The sequence below is a fragment of the Brotaphodocola sp. genome (assembly GCF_983179755.1).
Genome location: NZ_CFAHBC010000021.1, coordinates 16975 through 33430, shown reverse-complemented (window position 1 = coordinate 33430; position 16456 = coordinate 16975). Strand labels below are relative to the sequence as shown.

Annotated in this window: 12 protein-coding genes and 1 pseudogene; all 13 read right to left on the bottom strand. The window is 50.2% G+C overall.

What is annotated here, in order from left to right; all coding sequences use genetic code 11:
* Positions 1–317: 317 nt before the first annotated feature.
* Positions 318–1703: a DNA repair protein RadA gene (radA, locus tag AC4EVX_RS08825; RefSeq protein WP_308451259.1), complete on the bottom strand. Its 1386-nt coding sequence runs from the start codon at positions 1701–1703 to the stop codon at positions 318–320.
* Positions 1704–1861: 158 nt separating this feature from the next.
* Positions 1862–2275, bottom strand: coding sequence for an endosialidase (locus AC4EVX_RS08820; RefSeq protein WP_308451239.1), 414 nt, complete (start codon positions 2273–2275; stop codon positions 1862–1864).
* 297 nt (positions 2276–2572) lie between these two features.
* On the bottom strand, positions 2573–5068 hold the full coding sequence (locus AC4EVX_RS08815; protein ID WP_490160008.1) for an ATP-dependent Clp protease ATP-binding subunit: 2496 nt from the start codon (positions 5066–5068) through the stop codon (positions 2573–2575).
* A gap of 87 nt (positions 5069–5155) precedes the next feature.
* Complete coding sequence (locus tag AC4EVX_RS08810) at positions 5156–6190, bottom strand: ATP--guanido phosphotransferase (protein ID WP_490160007.1); 1035 nt, start codon at positions 6188–6190, stop codon at positions 5156–5158.
* Positions 6184–6555: a UvrB/UvrC motif-containing protein gene (locus AC4EVX_RS08805; protein ID WP_177977456.1), complete on the bottom strand. Its 372-nt coding sequence runs from the start codon at positions 6553–6555 to the stop codon at positions 6184–6186. The genes AC4EVX_RS08810 and AC4EVX_RS08805 overlap by 7 nt, the downstream gene beginning before the upstream one ends.
* Before the next feature lie 51 nt (positions 6556–6606).
* Positions 6607–6975, bottom strand: a pseudogene (locus AC4EVX_RS08800) (UvrB/UvrC motif-containing protein); the annotation flags it as partial.
* A 115-nt stretch (positions 6976–7090) separates the two neighbouring features.
* On the bottom strand, positions 7091–7474 hold the full coding sequence (locus AC4EVX_RS08795; protein ID WP_177977453.1) for a GntR family transcriptional regulator: 384 nt from the start codon (positions 7472–7474) through the stop codon (positions 7091–7093).
* A 407-nt stretch (positions 7475–7881) separates the two neighbouring features.
* Complete coding sequence (locus AC4EVX_RS08790; RefSeq protein WP_490160006.1) at positions 7882–9519, bottom strand: cadherin-like beta sandwich domain-containing protein; 1638 nt, start codon at positions 9517–9519, stop codon at positions 7882–7884.
* Between the two features lie 68 nt (positions 9520–9587).
* A complete protein-coding gene (locus AC4EVX_RS08785) occupies positions 9588–12011 on the bottom strand; it encodes an SH3 domain-containing protein (RefSeq protein ID WP_490160005.1) in 2424 nt (807 codons plus the stop codon).
* A gap of 493 nt (positions 12012–12504) precedes the next feature.
* On the bottom strand, positions 12505–13917 hold the full coding sequence (locus tag AC4EVX_RS08780) for an oxaloacetate decarboxylase subunit alpha (protein WP_177977450.1): 1413 nt from the start codon (positions 13915–13917) through the stop codon (positions 12505–12507).
* A gap of 104 nt (positions 13918–14021) precedes the next feature.
* The gene (locus AC4EVX_RS08775; protein WP_177977449.1) at positions 14022–15170 is read right to left on the bottom strand and encodes a sodium ion-translocating decarboxylase subunit beta; all 1149 of its coding nucleotides are present in this window, start codon (positions 15168–15170) and stop codon (positions 14022–14024) included.
* 53 nt (positions 15171–15223) lie between these two features.
* Positions 15224–15589 (bottom strand): biotin/lipoyl-containing protein, encoded by a 366-nt coding sequence (locus tag AC4EVX_RS08770; protein ID WP_177977448.1) that lies wholly within the window; start codon positions 15587–15589, stop codon positions 15224–15226.
* 71 nt (positions 15590–15660) lie between these two features.
* A complete protein-coding gene (locus AC4EVX_RS08765) occupies positions 15661–16455 on the bottom strand; it encodes an OadG family transporter subunit (protein WP_177977447.1) in 795 nt (264 codons plus the stop codon).
* Position 16456: the final 1 nt, after the last annotated feature.

Sequence of the window (16456 nt, the reverse complement as noted above, 5' to 3'; positions counted from 1 at the left end):
GTTTAAATTATCATTTCTGAAAAACAACGATAAATACTTTATATCTATATCTTATCATTTTCTAAGAACAAATTCCCCATCTCTGCGATAAGGGCGACGGGGCGAAGAAGTATGTGCAAACCCGTGTGAAACGCCGGTGTTTAGGTCGCGTACTTTGCGACCTTATGCACCGCTGCGTTGAACCCGGAGCGAGAGCGCGTTTGCACAACTTACTTCGCCATCGGAGCCGTACTCACCGTACTCACCTCACCTTATCAATCATCTTTTTTTATTTTTGCTTCTTAGACCCCCGCGTAAAACAGTCCTTTACCTTTAGTTTAGATCAGTGCAATCGCCTCTCTCACATTGCTAACTCCATAAAGCGTAATCTCCGAATACTTTTTGAGCTTATCGAGATTAACCTTCGGCAGAATACAACTCTCAAATCCGAGCTTGATCGCTTCATTGACTCTCTGCTCCGCCATCGAGACCGCGCGCACTTCGCCGGAAAGTCCGACCTCCCCGAAGATAATCGTCTTTGGATTGACTGCCCGATCTTTCATGCTTGAGACGAGCGCGAGCACAATCGCAAGGTCCAGCGCCGGCTCATTCATCTTGACTCCGCCCGCAATGTTGATATATGCATCGTAGCGCGACATCTCATAACGACATCGTTTTTCAAGCACCGCCATCAGCAGATTGACGCGGTTGTAATCAGTTCCCGCTGCCGTCCGCCTCGGCATTCCAAAATTCGTCTGCGTCACAAGCGCCTGAACCTCAAGAAGAATCGGGCGTGTTCCCTCGATCGAGCATGCGACAACCGCTCCCGATGCCTCCTCCGGTCGCCCGCTGAGCAGATACTCCGACGGATTCAGCACTTCAGCAAGTCCATGTTCCGCCATCTCAAACACGCCGATCTCATTCGTGGAACCGAAACGGTTTTTGACTCCTCGCAGAATTCGATAGGATGCATTTCTCTCGCCCTCAAAGTAGAGCACCGTGTCCACCATATGCTCGAGCATGCGCGGTCCTGCAACCACGCCCTCTTTCGTCACATGACCCACGATGAAAATCGCGATTCCCATGCCCTTCGCAATCTGCATCAGCACATTTGTCGACTCTCGCACCTGACTCATGCTTCCCGGAGCAGAATTTCCACTCTCACAGAACATCGTCTGGATCGAGTCAATGATCACGATCTCCGGCTTATTCTCACGAATACACTCCCCGATCGTCTCGAGATTCGTCTCACACAGGAAATAAAGCTCTCCACTGATCTCCCCGATTCTCGATGCCCTCATCTTGATCTGCTTGAGCGACTCCTCTCCCGAGATATAGAGTACTCTATGCCCATCCCGTGCGAGATTTCGGCAGACCTGCAATAGCAGAGTCGACTTTCCGATTCCGGGATCACCGCCAACTAACACAAGCGAACCTGCAACAATTCCGCTTCCGAGCACACGGTCAAGCTCCTTATATCCCGTCGAAATCCGATCCTGATCGTTGAGCGAAACCTCCTCAAGTTTTACCGGGCGCGCCATTTTTAACGTCCCGGAAATTCCAGAAATACCGGAAAGAGCCGTCCGTCCGGACGACTCTTTCTTTGCAAGCGGTGCCTCAACCATCGTGTTCCATTCCTTACAGGCTGGACACTGACCGAGCCACTTGCTTGATTCATACCCGCACTCTTTGCAGAAGAATGCGGTACTTTTTGATTTTGCCATAGCTGGTTTTCTTTCCATGTCGCCCTGCAGACTCCTGGACTTTCGTCCGCAAAGGCTCATTCTCTTCCTTCTTTGCTAAGCTGAACGAAAACGGCTACACGATACACAAATAACGAAAGCCGATTTCAAACAAAACATTCCGTTAAGCCATTCCTGCATTACTGTCTTACAATCTTTACCTGGCTTACTGCACCGTCGTTGAGAGAAACGCTGAATGCCAGCTTTCCGCTCATATTTGTCTTGATGTGACCAATGGAAGAACCATCTACAAATACCTCATACTCGGTATCTGCCTCCATCTGAACGGTAATCTGAGAATCACGATATCCACCTACGGTAAATGCAACCTCATCACTGCCCTCTGCAAAGTGCTGAACAGCCGTTCCCGGAACAGACTCATAAACAAAAGAACCGTTGCGCTCTAACTTTGTAATCTCATAGAATGTCTTAATCTTATATAAATCTCCTGCATGCTCAAAATCCTGCAGTTTGGACTTTGTATTTAAGCTGTAATCTCCAAAGCTGATGGTTCCGTCTGCTTCAGAACGGATTAATGATTCAATTCCTGGCATCTGTTTGCCCTCCTGGTATTTTGTTGAATATCTTTTGCACGCAGAACCTAAAATGACTCTGCCTGTCCAAATAGCAGTCTCCTTTAGAAAGTTTTTTGAACATATCCTATCCTCTTTCTGTGAAAACCGCTACAAATATTATACACTACCCTCGTGAAATTGACCAGTATGTCTTTTCTTATTTTTTCCCTACAACGAACTTCTCGTTACCGTTCATGCATTGCACAAACGGTAACCGATTTTTTTAAGCATTTTTCATTTCAGGTAAAACAGTTCAAATGGTTTGCCTGGTAAAAATCACTTTTCCCTCACAGTTTCTGTCTCCGGCACTGCCGTCTCCACAGTACTCTCCTTTGCCATACAGAAACTCAATTTCTCGCCCTCGCGTCCGATCGTGACCTGATCTCCTGCTTTGACTTTTCCATCGAGAACTGCCTCCGCAAGTCCATCCTCAAGATAATTCTGGATTGCACGGCGCAGAGGACGGGCTCCATATTTCTCATCATAACCTTTTTCAACCAGGAAGGCCTTTGCCTCCTCGCTGACTTCCATCGTCAGATTCATCTGGCGTTTCGTGCGCTTTGCAATGCTTCCAAGCATAATCTCCACGATCTTTCCCATATCCTCGCGGGTCAGCGGATGAAAGACAAGAATCTCATCAATTCGGTTCAAGAACTCCGGCTTGAACAGGCGTTTTACCTCGTCCATCACGCGTCCCTTCATGAACTTGTACCGTTCAGACGCATCGTCATTTGCTGAGAATCCCAAATGCTTCGGGGAAATGATATTCTCCGCTCCGGCATTCGATGTCATAATCAGAATCGTGTTCTTAAAGTCAATCTTTCGTCCCTGTGCATCGGTGATGTGACCATCATCGAGCACCTGAAGCAAGATGTTAAAGACATCCGGATGTGCCTTCTCGATCTCATCAAACAGAATCACCGAATACGGATTCCGGCGGACTTTCTCGCTGAGCTGACCGCCCTCCTCATAACCGACATATCCTGGCGGGGAACCGATCATCTTGGAGACGCTGTGCTTCTCCATGTACTCCGACATATCAACACGGATCAGCGCATTCTCTGTGCCGAACATTGCCTCCGCGAGTGCCTTACAAAGCTCCGTCTTGCCGACACCGGTAGGACCAAGGAAGAGGAACGAACCGATCGGTCGCTTCGGATCTTTGAGTCCAACACGTCCACGGCGGATCGCGCGGGATACGGCACTGACTGCCTCCTCCTGACCGACTACACGTTCATGAAGGATGCCCTCGAGCTTTTTAAGACGCTCAGACTCTTCCTCCTCGAGCTTTCTGACCGGAATCTTCGTCCATCCGGAAACGACATCGGCAATCTCACCTTCAGAGACGACAAGTTTCCTTGATGCTTTCTCCTTCTGCCACTTTGCACGGATCTTTTCGATCTTCTCGCGTTTCTTCTCCTGACGCTTCTTGATGTCCCCTGCCTTCTCATAGGCTTCGGACTTGATCGCATTTTCCTTCTGCTGTTCGAGCGTCTCGATTTCTTTTTCGATCTCCTTGATCTCAGCCGGCTCTACATAGGTCGTCAGACGCACTTTCGAGGATGCCTCATCGATCAGATCAATTGCCTTGTCCGGAAGAAAACGGTCGTTGATGTAGCGCGCAGACAGGCGCACGGCTGACACAAGCGCCTCATCCGTGATCGTCACATGATGATGCTCCTCATACTTCGGGCGCAGTCCTTTGAGAATCTGGATCGACTGCTCCTCGCCCGGCTCTTCGACCATAACCGGCTGGAAACGGCGCTCAAGTGCTGCATCCTTCTCAATATACTTGCGGTACTCCTCGACAGTCGTCGCGCCGATCAGCTGGATCTCTCCGCGTGCAAGCGACGGTTTCAGGATATTGGACGCATCGATTGCGCCCTCAGCTCCACCAGCTCCGATGATCGTGTGAATCTCGTCGATGAAAAGCAGAACCTCTCCATCCTCGCGAACCTCGGAGATCACTTTCTTGATGCGCTCTTCAAACTCACCGCGATACTTTGAACCTGCAACCATTCCTGAAAGATCCAGTGTCATCACTCGCTTTCCGGCAATGACTTCCGGAACCTCACCTGAGGCGATCAGCTGTGCCAGACCCTCAACAACCGCGGTCTTGCCGACACCCGGTTCTCCGATCAGACACGGATTATTCTTTGTTCTACGGCTCAAGATCTGAATCACTCTCTGAATCTCATGCTCTCTTCCGATAACCGGATCGAGTCTTCCGTCCCTCGCAAGCTCCGTTAAGTCTCTGCTATAACTGTTGAGCGTTGGAGTGGAATCCTTGCTCTTTCCCGTCTTTGAAGAAAATTCTTCCTTGTCGGCAGGAGCGTCTGAGCCCATTGCGGCTCTGAGCTCCATGTAAAGTTTCTGGAGATTGACTCCCATCGTATTCAATAATTTTGATGCCACACAGTCGCCATCGCGGATCAACGCAATCAAAATATGCTCCGTTCCGATTAACGGTGCTTTGAAACGAACCGCCTCGCGGTAGCTGTTCTCAAGAACGCGGGATGCGCTCGGTGTGTAAGTACCTCTCTCGAGCATCCCGACATTCTGGTTCGGAGAAATCAGCTGGCTGACTAACTCCGTCACCTTGTCCGCCTGCACTCCATTTGCTTCGAGAACACGGGATGCCACACCTGTGCCCTCCTCAAGAAGACCGATCAGAAGGTGCTCGGTTCCCACATATTTGTGACCAAGCTCCTCTGCCGAGCCAATAGCGAGTCCAATCGCATTCCTCGCCTGTTCTGTCAGTTTATCTGTCATATAAAAAGTTTCCTCCTAAATTCATAGCCATTCATTTCAGTCGACGCTTGCGGAGACTTGAATTCAGAGGGGATGTTCCCCTCTGAGTTATACAAGCTCCGGCAGTTGGGATCGCAAATATGCAGCTCGCGCGACGTCGAGTTCCTCTTTTTCAAGCGGTTTTCTCACAAGTCCCTGAAGCGTTGCTGGCTGAATGCCAAGCATCAAACGGTAAACCGGACACGGCTCCTGCATGTTCAGGGTTCCGTCCCTCATTCCCGTCATCAGCTGGGACAAGAGTGTCATCGCATCCTTTGCCGAGAGACGTCTCGCATATTTGAGAACTCCGTAAGCGCGATAAGCCTCATCCTCCCACTCGAGTCTGTGCTTGTCAAGCGCCATATGGCGAACCTGAATCTCCTGACTCTCGAGCTGGAGTGCCACCCGACGCACCATATTTAAAATATCCTGCTCGGAAAGTCCGAGTGTCTTTTGATTGTAGACCTCGTAGAGTGCGCCATCATTCTCCTCGCCCTCACCGTAGACACCCTTAACTGCGACACCAAATCTTCCCATCTCCGCAACAAGCCCGTTAAACCGCTTTCCGCGGGAGAGCGTCGGAAGATGAAGGACAACCGACGCGCGCATTCCGGTTCCGACATTTGTCGGATATGCTGTCAGATACCCGTATTTTTCATCAAACGCATACTCAAACCGTTCGCTGATGTAATCGTCGATCTTGTCCGCATGTTTCCACAGCTCCTCGATGTGAAATCCCCCGGCAAGCACTTGCAGGCGAATATGATCCGTTCCGTTGAGCAGGATCCCCGTATCTTCCTCCTCCGAGAGAATGATTCCGGTCGGTGTTCTCTTTCCTGCAATCGCGGAATTGAAAAGTCTATGCTCCCGCATCGCCTTCCGGTCAATCTCGCTGATCTCCCCGAGATCCACATAGTGATAGATCTTTCCGTCCAGACTTCCAAGATCTCGAAGACCGCTCTCCAAGCGCCGGATCATCTCCGCGCCCTCCTTCGGAGAGAGTTTTGACGGAAATACATACTGATTCCAGTTGCGCGCCAAACGCACGCGACTGCTGACAATGCCCGGATGTGATCCGTCCATCTCCTCATACCATTTTAACATTTTCCGATTTCCTCTTTCAGTTTTCTGATCTGGTCACGGCACAGCACCGCACTCTCATAGTCCTCTTCCCTCAATGCCTCCTTAAGCCGACGCTCAAGCTGGCTGATCTTTGCCTGAAGTCTCACATTCTGCGCTTCCTGCATCATGCGAGTCTCTTCCTCAGCTCTGCGGACATCCTTCTGATTCTCTGCATCCGGAACCGTCCCCGGAGAAATCCCCTGCATCTGGTTTCCTGCATAGACATCTCGCTCGTCCTCATCCTCCCGAATCCGGCTTCCATCCGGCATCGGCAGACCATCGTCCTCATCCATCATCTCTGGATTTGGTCGATTTTTCCAATCGGATCTGGTCACATTCTTCGTCATACCCGGAATCTCCCCAAACGGGAAAGCTCCGTGCGCACTCGCCTGAATCTTCTTCGGGCGTTTGCCCTTGTGGGTGTCATTTCCCTGAAGCTGGCGAATCTTCTCTCCGATCAGCAGGTCAAATACGCCGTAACAGTCCGGACAGCCGAACTGACTGTTCTTTACAAACTCTCCATAACTCGTCTTGCAGGTCGGACAAACCACATGGGTCGCCATCTCCTCTTCCTGCGTCTGACCGACTCCCAAAAGTCCCGACAGCAACTTTCCAAGCGGAAACTCGCTGTCAAAAATTGCGGAATACGGACCAAAATCCAGTTCTTTCGCACACTGGGCGCAGAAATGATGTTCCGTCTTCACTCCGCCCACGATCTCTGTATACTGAATATTGGCTTCCCGCACTTTACAGCGTTCACACAACATAGATGATCCATCCTCCATATTTTCCGAAGCGTTTCAATAAATCTCCTAAAATCTACCTGATTCACTCCTGCCCATACACAGCAACTTAACCTGCTTGTAGCTTCCTTCTAACTACTTATAGTTCATTTTTCTTTGTACAGGAATCGTAAATCTCATCCACAAGCGCATGCACCTCATCCCGGCTCACATTTTTACAAATTCCGCGAGCCAAAATCAGAGAGAGTTCTCGTCTGAGATTCGTAACTGCCTCAATCTTATCCACGTCGAGAGAAATCACTGCCCCGCGCCGGCGATCGAGCTTGATAAACCCTTCCTGTTTCAACACGGTATACGCCTTATTTACTGTATGCATGTTGATTCCAATGTTGTCTGCCAGCTGGCGCACCGACGGAAGAGATTCCCCTTCCCGAATCGCATCCGTCGCAATCCCCATAATAATCTGATTTCTCAGCTGAATATAGATCGCTTCCTCGCTCTCAAAATCAATCTTCAGCATCATACCTCATTCACCGTCTTTCGTTTTTCTGATCATATAACCACCCATTTATTTCCATGTACGCTCACGCACATGGTATTCTCGTTTTTTGCTCCTGTTATATAATCTATGTAACAATCATATCTCATTTTCTCACACTTGTCAAGAAAGTGGATGTTTCCGAAGTTCCTACAAACCTCTCTATAAACCTATAAAAAAGAAAACGCCACCCGGAAAGCACTCTGCTTCTGCCGGATGGCATTTTCTTTTGTCTCAAAGGAATCTGAATCCCATTCGAGATATTTGTGCATCTTATTTGTTCAAGTCGACGCTCGCGGAGCGTATCACTCAGAAGGGGATTGTCTCCCCTCCTGAGAAGGTTTGTGATCCCCCACCTATAGAGGAGGGGCATCCACTTTGAATTATCTCTTTTATCTCTTATTGTCATCTTCGAGATCAAAGAGTTCAAAATCATCCTCGTCCTCGGTCTTAAGCGGAGCCTCAGTCGGAGCAGACTCTCTCAAAGCCTCTCTCGTCGCCTTCTCTGCCTCGCGTGCAAGCTGTGCCTTTAAGGAACGCTCTACATCCTCAACCGGCTCGCTCTTCACGCTTAAATCCTCCTCCGGAAGATAATCATTGTTGTCATCCGGGTCCTGATCATCCTGATCCATCGGCTCCGGAAGATCATCCTCGTAATCTCTGTCTCTGCGATCATCGATCACATAGTTGATCGTCTTGTTCTCTCTTCTCTCAGGTGCCTTCTCTGCGCGCTTTAGCGTCTGTCCGCTCTGACTGCGACCACTGTTCGCATTGCCTGAATTTGACTTCTTCTTTCCGTTTTTCTTGGAAGAACGGTATCTCGAAACCGAAGCGTATGCACCGAAGAGCATGATCAGAAGAACCGCACAGCCTGCGCCTGTTCCGATTGCAAAGTATCTTGCAATGTTGAACTCACGCTTGATCTTGTTGAGTTCCTCCACAATACCCTGGTAACGCGGGTCTTTCTCGATTGCAGAACTGTCATTGCCCTCAAAGTAGCGCTGAATCGTCTTCTCGCTCAGATCGTAGCGGTAGAAGCCCTGCTCATTCGTGTCACTGTTGACTGCGTAGAAGACACAGTACTCCGGATTTCCGTCTGTCTGCGGAATCCATCCCTTAACCTTCGTATCTCCGATCGTGACATTGCTCTCCTTAAGTCCTGCCGGAGCATTCATACCTGCCGGGAGATCGGTGATTCCAATCTTGATTGCATTTCTCGAAGACTCAAGCTCTGCAAGAACGTCAAGCTCCTCTGCCGGAACCGTCGTTGCGTTCGGCTCGCTCTGACCACCCTTCTCGCGGGTTACAGTGATCGTGTAACTGCGGACAGTCGTTCCATCCTCTGCTGTTATCTTACATACTACGGTATTCTCGCCATCCTTAAGTTCGTCTCCACCTTCTACGCTCACAACGGCATTGTCATTTGCCGGCTGTGCGCTGACGGTGAGCTTGTCGATGTCAAGACCAACGGAAGCCGTGTAATTCTCCACATCCGGGCTGAATGCCGGGTCAAGCGTTCCAGGAGAAATCTGAAGAGATTTCAGTGAAGCATCATCCGACTGCACTGCGGTGGATGTTGCCGGTCCGATCGTAACCTTTGAGCTTCCGATCTTATCCATCGTCAGCATCTGTCCATCGCTGTCATACGCCTCGGAATTATCCGTCACAACCTTAATTGTCGCAACACCCTCTTTGAGTGCCTTAAACTTTAACGGGGTTGAAACCTCCGTCTTTCCATCCATCATACTGCTGACGATCAGGGTTCCCTCCCCACCGCTCGCCTGTGCGGAAGATCCCTGCACATACTCGATCATGGAACTGTCATAAGTTAAATAAACTCTTGTGTCTCCGAGAACGTCTCCGCTCGTGGAGGTAAATTTCATTGTAACAGTAAACTCACTGCCCACTTCGGTGGACGGGTCGGTAAATGCAATCTTTGCATTCGCCGCAAAACTCTGAAACGGAATCGCGACAGCCAACATCATCACTGCCAGAATCCGGAGCACTGCGTGCTTTACTTTCCTACTCATATAGAGATCTCCTGTCTTTCTTTTATCGGGCGAAGCGCAAGCACGCTCCGCCTAAAAGCATACCACTTTTATTGTCCCGGCGCAACACCGATTACCGGTACCACCTGTGTGGAATTTCCAGAACTACCGGATGTGCTTGAAGAACTGCTTCCCCCCGGCGTGATGCTCACAACCGGGCTATTGATCGTTCCATTTCCGGTACTGCTTCCACCCGGTGTCTGACCCGGCGTCTGGTTTGTGCTGTTCTGTCCGCCATTCGTGCTTCCGCCGTATGTCGGTCCATTTGCCTTTCTCACAACGTGAATCGTGTAGGTTCTCTGCGTACCATTCTGTGCAGTGACAATTACCTTGATATCGGTTGAAGTGCCAGACAGGGAAACATTTCCATTTCCACTCGTCGTCGCACTCGAATCGATCGCCGTCGCACTCACGTTGACGCTCGTCACAGACTGATCCACAATCAGATCATAGGACATCGTATCGCGGTTGAACGTCGGTGTCAGTGAGAATCCATCCACACCAAGGCTTCTGAGCTTGTTGTTCGGACTTCCGGTTCCGGTCGGCTTCGCACACGGAGAAGACGGCATATTGTTGTAAACCGGAATCTTGAACGTCAATGCGGAATTTTTCAGCACATTTCCATATCCCTGTGCGAAAAGAGCGCCCTCGGAGGCAGCCGCCTCCACATTCGTCATGTACTGATGCTTATAAATGTTACTTCCCTGAACATTAAACTTCTTTAAATAGAGTGTATCCTGCCCCGCTTTCACATAGTTCGTCGCATAGTACTGTGCTCCGCCTGTGATCGACTTTTCCGGGGTGTTCCACGGTCTGCCATAAGTTCCGGACTGGGACGCATACCAGAGTCCGCGTCCAACCGCATCCATTCCGCCGGAAGCGTACGCTCCGATGTTAAAGTAGTTGTAATATCCCGCATATCCCGAATAGGTTCCGGAAATCGACTTTCCTCGTCCATCGCTTCCCTGCTCCTGAAGAATCGTGGATGCAATGATGTACGGGTTCAGTCCAGTCGAGCCTGCTACACTCATAATCAGATCTGCATATGTTGTGCCTGATGTCGTTGTATTTCCGGTCGTCCCCGTGTTTGTTCCCGATATCGTTGAACCGCCTGGTCCTGCACTTCCCGGCGCAGTAAATGTCGCTGCGCCTGCCGAGGTTCCCGGTCCCGCCGTGAGCACATCCGGTGCAGTCACAAGGCTCGTCTGATGACGGCTGATCGAAGCGGACGGACCCTGAAATCGAACATTTCCGTCTGATCCTCTCGTCGGTGCCTGACTGTTGGAATTTCCTGAAGACGAGGTTCCCGGGGTCCCTGAAGTACTCGAACCTCCCGGTCCTGAGCTTGTCCCCGCTGACGGAGACGAAGAAGTTCCCGCTGAACCAGAAGTCGTCGTACTCGTTCCCGGAGTACTTGAGATTGTCCCGGATGTCGTACCCGACGTGGACGGAGATGAGGAGGACGAATTTCCGGAGGAACTCGAGGAGTTCTGCCTGCGCTTATCCGGAGCTGTGATCACAGCACTCTGTCCGCCCGGAGCAGAAGAACTGCTTCCAGAACCACCCGGACCGTAAGAAGTACCACCCGAGCTGCCGGAATTACTGCTTCCATCCGATGCGTTTCCGGAACTTGTGTCCACCCCGGTCGCGCCGGAAGCACTTCCACTCGAGACGATTCCGCCCTGCATGAAGGTTCCGTTCAGCATACTCTGAAGTCCCTCCTTTGTCTGAAGCGAAGCATCATACTCCTGAGAAAGAAACTGAAAAATGTAAGTTCCATCAAGGAAATTTCTTGGGTCCATATAGTAGCGGATCACATCCTCTGAGGCTGCGACCCAACTACTTCCATCAAAACCATTCCAGGTGCTCGAATCCCAGTTGTAAGCGCCGTCTGCTGTGGACTTAAAAGAAGAAATGCTGTTCGTATGTACCAGATTTCGTCCGAGAAGACTCTCATTCTCAATTACCGTATTCCAATCAAGTCCGGTATTGTGCGCCTCAAACCTCCAGTTCGGATACTGGGCATGAAGCTGTCTGAGTGCCGACTTGTAGGACTCCGGGAAATCACTCAACTGTGACTCAAAGCTCCGATCCGTCTTGTAAGAGGTCGATGTCGACGATGATGTCGATGATGATGACGTCGTCGTTGAAACCTTGAGGTAGGAGCCGAGTACATATCCCGTCACCGTCGATCCACCCGTTCCTGTGAAACGAACCTGATACCACAGCTTTCCATCTGTTCCTGTCTTCTCTCCTACCACGGTAACAGATGCCCCTCTTGAGAGCTTTCCCACCGCGCTGTACGAAGTTCCCGCATCACTTCGCACATTCAGCGATGTTGCATTCACTGATGCTGAGCGTTCCGTGTACGCGTAAACCGGATACCTGCCCTGCAAGGCAGTCACCGGCGCATATATGCCAAGGGTCAGACCGAGAAAAACAGCCAGTCCCTGTTTCCATCTTCGTTTTTTCATTTTGTCTCCTCATACGACTTTCCCCTGCCACAATGGCAGAGTCCGTCCATTTTCTGCATTTGTTTATTATAATGACAAAAAATGGGATCGTCAACCGCCGAGAACCAAAGTTCACAGAAATGCCAGAAATTGTAAGAAAAGATTAAAAGAATTCAGGAAAAGCCCCGCGTCAAGTCGATGAAAGTGCCAACGTAAATACGGGGAAGGAATAGCAGATACTCGATAAAACGAAAACAGGGGGAGGAGTCGGTCAGCCCGTTCGAACTGACCGACTCCTCCCCCAAAAATTTGAGACAGGATCTATCTCCCTATCAATAATCAAATTTTTTGTACCAGAATTGCAAAACGATTTCAGAATCAGAATGACTCTGAATGCCTGCAAATCTCTTCAAATCGACGCTCGCGGAGCGTATCACTCAGAAGGGGATTGTCTCCCCTCCTGAGAAGACTTGTGATACCCCCACCTAAAGAGGAGGGGGACATTCACTCTGAGTTATACCGGATAAGCCTTGCTCTTGGTATCAGCAACGGTCTGATCAACCTTGGTCTGCTGAGCCTCTCTGTACTTGAAGAACTCCTCAGCTACCTTCGGGAACAGAGCGTAGGACAGAACGTCCTCATCCTGCTGTTTCCAGCGAGCGCACTCCTTCTCGAACTGCGGAAGCTGCGGCTTGATCAGATCTGCCGGACGGCAGGTGATCGGGGTCTCATCTCCGATGATCTTCTTCTGTACTTCCTTGTTAAACGGCTTTACAGTCTGACCGAACTCGCCAAGCATGATCTTCTTGGACTCCTTCGGAACGAGCTTGTAACGCTCGCCAGCGATAACATTCATAACTGCCTGAGTTCCGACGATCTGAGAAGACGGGGTAACAAGCGGCGGCTCACCGAAGTCTTTTCTTACTCTCGGGATCTCCTCAAGTACTTCCTGGTACTTGTCCTCCTTACCAGCTTCCTTCAGCTGACTTACAAGGTTGGACAGCATACCGCCCGGTACCTGATAACGCAGGGTCTTGATGTTTACACCAAGAACCTTCGGGTTCAGCAGACCACTCTTCAGTGCATCCTCACGGATCGGCTGGAAGTAGTCAGCGATCTCTGCGAGCTTCTCAAGATCCAGACCGGTGTCATACGGAGTACCTTTAAGGGTCTCTACGAGAACCTCAGTTGCTGGCTGGCTGGTACCCATGGAAAGCGGAGACATAGCGGTATCAATGATGTCGCATCCTGCCTCTACTGCCTTTAAGTAGGTCATGGAAGCTACGCCAGAGGTGTAGTGGGTGTGCAGGTCGATCGGCAGGGTGGTGGATTCCTTGAGTGCGGAAACCAGCTCCTCTGCTGCGAACGGAGTCAGCAGACCAGCCATATCCTTGATACAGATGGAATCTGCGCCCATATCCTCAATTCTCTTTGCGATGTCCTTCCAGTAATCCAGAGTGTAAGCATCTCCCAGAGTATAGCAAAGTGCGATCTGAGCGTGTGCCTTCTCCTTGTTTGCTGCTTTTACAGCGGTCTGCAGGTTGCGCAGGTCGTTTAAGCAGTCGAAAATACGGATGATATCAATACCGTTTGCAACGGATTTCTGTACGAAGTACTCTACTACGTCATCTGCGTAGTGGTTGTATCCCAGAATATTCTGTCCACGGAACAGCATCTGCAGTTTCGTGTTCTTGAATCCTGCTCTCAGTTTTCTCAGTCTCTCCCACGGATCTTCCTTCAGGAAACGCAGGGAGGCATCGAAGGTAGCTCCGCCCCAGCACTCTACTGCATGATAACCAACCTGATCCATCTTATCAATGATAGGAAGCATCTGCTCAGTTGTCATTCTGGTCGCAATTAAGGACTGGTGAGCGTCACGGAGAACGGTTTCCACAATCTTAACCGGCTTTTTCTGAATCTCTGCCATGATTTCTATTACCTCCAATTATAGTGGAAATTCCTCCGCCTCACAGAGGCGGGGAAATTCCCGGCAATTTTAGTTCAAGTCGACGCGAAGCGTCTCACTCTGATTTAAACTCCAAAGATAGCCATGAACGTACCTGCTGCTACGGCAGTACCGATAACACCTGCTACGTTCGGACCCATTGCATGCATCAGAAGGAAGTTTGTCGGATCTGCCTCCGCACCAACTTTCTGAGATACACGGGCTGCCATCGGAACTGCGGATACACCTGCGGAACCGATCAGCGGGTTTACCTTACCGCCGGTTACCTTGCACATGATCTTTCCGAATACAACACCTGCTGCGGTACCGAATGCGAATGCAATCAGACCCAGAGCAACGATCTTTAAGGTATCAACCTTCAGGAATGCCTCTGCACTGGTGGTTGCACCAACGGAGGTTCCCAGAAGAATAACGACAATGTACATCAGTGCATTGCTTGCGGTCTCAGTCAGCTGTTTTACAACGCCGGACTCCTTAAACAGGTTACCTAACATCAGCATACCTACAAGCGGAGCCGTAGTCGGCAGAATCATACATACAACTGTCGTTACCACGATCGGGAACAGGATCTTCTCCAGCTTGGATACCGGACGAAGCTGTTCCATCTTGATTTTGCGCTCTTCCTCAGTCGTCAGAAGCTTCATGATCGGCGGCTGAATGATCGGAACGAGTGCCATGTAAGAGTATGCAGCTACTGCAATCGGTCCCATGTACTCGGTCTGTCCCAGCTTACCAGCAAGGAAGATAGAGGTCGGACCGTCTGCACCACCGATGATGGAGATGGCAGCTGCTGCCTTGTCGTTGAATCCCATGAAAATGGCCATAAAGTATGCGCCATAAATACCGAACTGTGCTGCTGCACCCAGAAGGAAACTCTTCGGGTTTGCGATCAGCGGTCCGAAATCGGTCATGGCACCGACACCCATGAAGATCAGGGACGGAAGAATACTCCACTCATCCAGAATATAGAAGTAGTGAAGCAGACCACCCACACCATTGGATGTCTCGCTAGGATCTGCCATGATATCCGGGTAAATGTTTACCAGAAGCATACCGAACGCAATCGGCACAAGAAGCAGAGGCTCAAATCCCCACTTGATTGCAAGATAGAGGAAGAAGAACGCAACTGCGATCATGATAAAGTTGCCGTATGTCAGGTTAAAAAACGCTGTCTGATGAACAAGGTTTCCCATTGTTGTTGCTATATAATCCATGTTTATCCCTCCATATGCAACTTGCTCTTCAACAGAACCAAATTATCAAATAATTAGTTCAGAGTAGCAAGGGTTGCACCGGACTCGATTGCATCACCAGCAGATACATTGATGGTAGCAACAGTGCCGTCCTGTGGAGCTACGATGTCGTTCTCCATCTTCATTGCCTCTACAACGAGGAGCACTTCACCCTTCTTAACAGCCTGACCAGCGCTTGCCTTTACAGACAGAACCTTGCCCGGCATCGGAGCGGTTACTTTTACAGAGCCCTCAGCGCCAGCCGGTGCTGCTGCCGGAGCCGGTGCTGCTGCCGGAGCGGAAGCTACCGGAGCTGCGGTCTGAGCTACGGAAACTGCTGCGCCATTCTCTACACTTACGGAATAAGTCTTTCCGTTTACGGTAATTGTATAGTTTCTCATATCAATTTTCCTCCTGTTTTTGCTGAAAACCCGCGCGGACACCTGTCTGTCCGAATGCGGAAATTAGGAAATTACCATCTGCGTCTGCTTCTGTTTGCATGACGGATGGAACGTGCTACGAGCTTGTCGTTGCTGACAACAGTCTCTGCCAGCTCGTCTTCCTCTGCTGCTGCAATCGCTGCTGCGATAACAACTGCGATCTCATCCTCGTCTGCGGTATCTGCTACCTGTACCGGTGCCTTTGCAACCGGAGCCGGAGCAACCTCAGCCTGAGCATCTTTCTTCTTTGCCATGTTGTTCTGAACAACATTGATGTACTTGAAGCAACCGATCAGCAGGCTGATGAAGATCAGAACGATGAATACGGTTCCCATACCCATCAGGGTGTTCATAGCAGCCTTCTGCATCTTCTCACCGGTCGTGTACTCCGGAGAGATGGAAATAGAGGTTACTTCCATCTGCTGTCCATCCTCTGCATAGAAGAACTTGAACTGTGCATTTCTCTTCTCGAAAGAAGCATTTACGATTCCGATATAGGAACCATCGGAAGACTCCTGAGCGTCAGAATCAAGGATCTCCACCAGACTTCCGGTGTCGTTCATGCTGTTAAGCCAGGAAGCAACTCCACCTGCGAGTCCCTCTTCCTTCTGCTTAATCAGATACTCCTGGCTCTGTGCTCCGCTCTCCTTGTCCAGACTGGTAATGGTCTGAACCAGCTGTTCTGAGGTCTGAGTGATATACGAAGCCATCTGCGGGTCAAGTGAGCTCTCATCCGCATTGGTAGATGCGGAAGAACAAGCGGACAGGACAAAGAAGCAGGCCACCAGACACATTGCCAGTACCATTCGTTTTAAATATTGTTTCATA

Coding starts and splice junctions, on each gene's coding strand:
- radA (WP_308451259.1), bottom strand. CDS start 1,703: ATGGCAAAATCAAAAAGTACCGCATTCTTCTGCAAAGAGTGCGGGTAT.
- AC4EVX_RS08820 (WP_308451239.1), bottom strand. CDS start 2,275: ATGCCAGGAATTGAATCATTAATCCGTTCTGAAGCAGACGGAACCATC.
- AC4EVX_RS08815 (WP_490160008.1), bottom strand. CDS start 5,068: ATGACAGATAAACTGACAGAACAGGCGAGGAATGCGATTGGACTCGCT.
- AC4EVX_RS08810 (WP_490160007.1), bottom strand. CDS start 6,190: ATGTTAAAATGGTATGAGGAGATGGACGGATCACATCCGGGCATTGTC.
- AC4EVX_RS08805 (WP_177977456.1), bottom strand. CDS start 6,555: ATGACGAAGAATGTGACCAGATCCGATTGGAAAAATCGACCAAATCCA.
- AC4EVX_RS08795 (WP_177977453.1), bottom strand. CDS start 7,474: ATGATGCTGAAGATTGATTTTGAGAGCGAGGAAGCGATCTATATTCAG.
- AC4EVX_RS08790 (WP_490160006.1), bottom strand. CDS start 9,519: ATGAGTAGGAAAGTAAAGCACGCAGTGCTCCGGATTCTGGCAGTGATG.
- AC4EVX_RS08785 (WP_490160005.1), bottom strand. CDS start 12,011: ATGAAAAAACGAAGATGGAAACAGGGACTGGCTGTTTTTCTCGGTCTG.
- AC4EVX_RS08780 (WP_177977450.1), bottom strand. CDS start 13,917: ATGGCAGAGATTCAGAAAAAGCCGGTTAAGATTGTGGAAACCGTTCTC.
- AC4EVX_RS08775 (WP_177977449.1), bottom strand. CDS start 15,170: ATGGATTATATAGCAACAACAATGGGAAACCTTGTTCATCAGACAGCG.
- AC4EVX_RS08770 (WP_177977448.1), bottom strand. CDS start 15,589: ATGAGAAACTATACAATTACCGTAAACGGAAAGACTTATTCCGTAAGT.
- AC4EVX_RS08765 (WP_177977447.1), bottom strand. CDS start 16,455: ATGAAACAATATTTAAAACGAATGGTACTGGCAATGTGTCTGGTGGCC.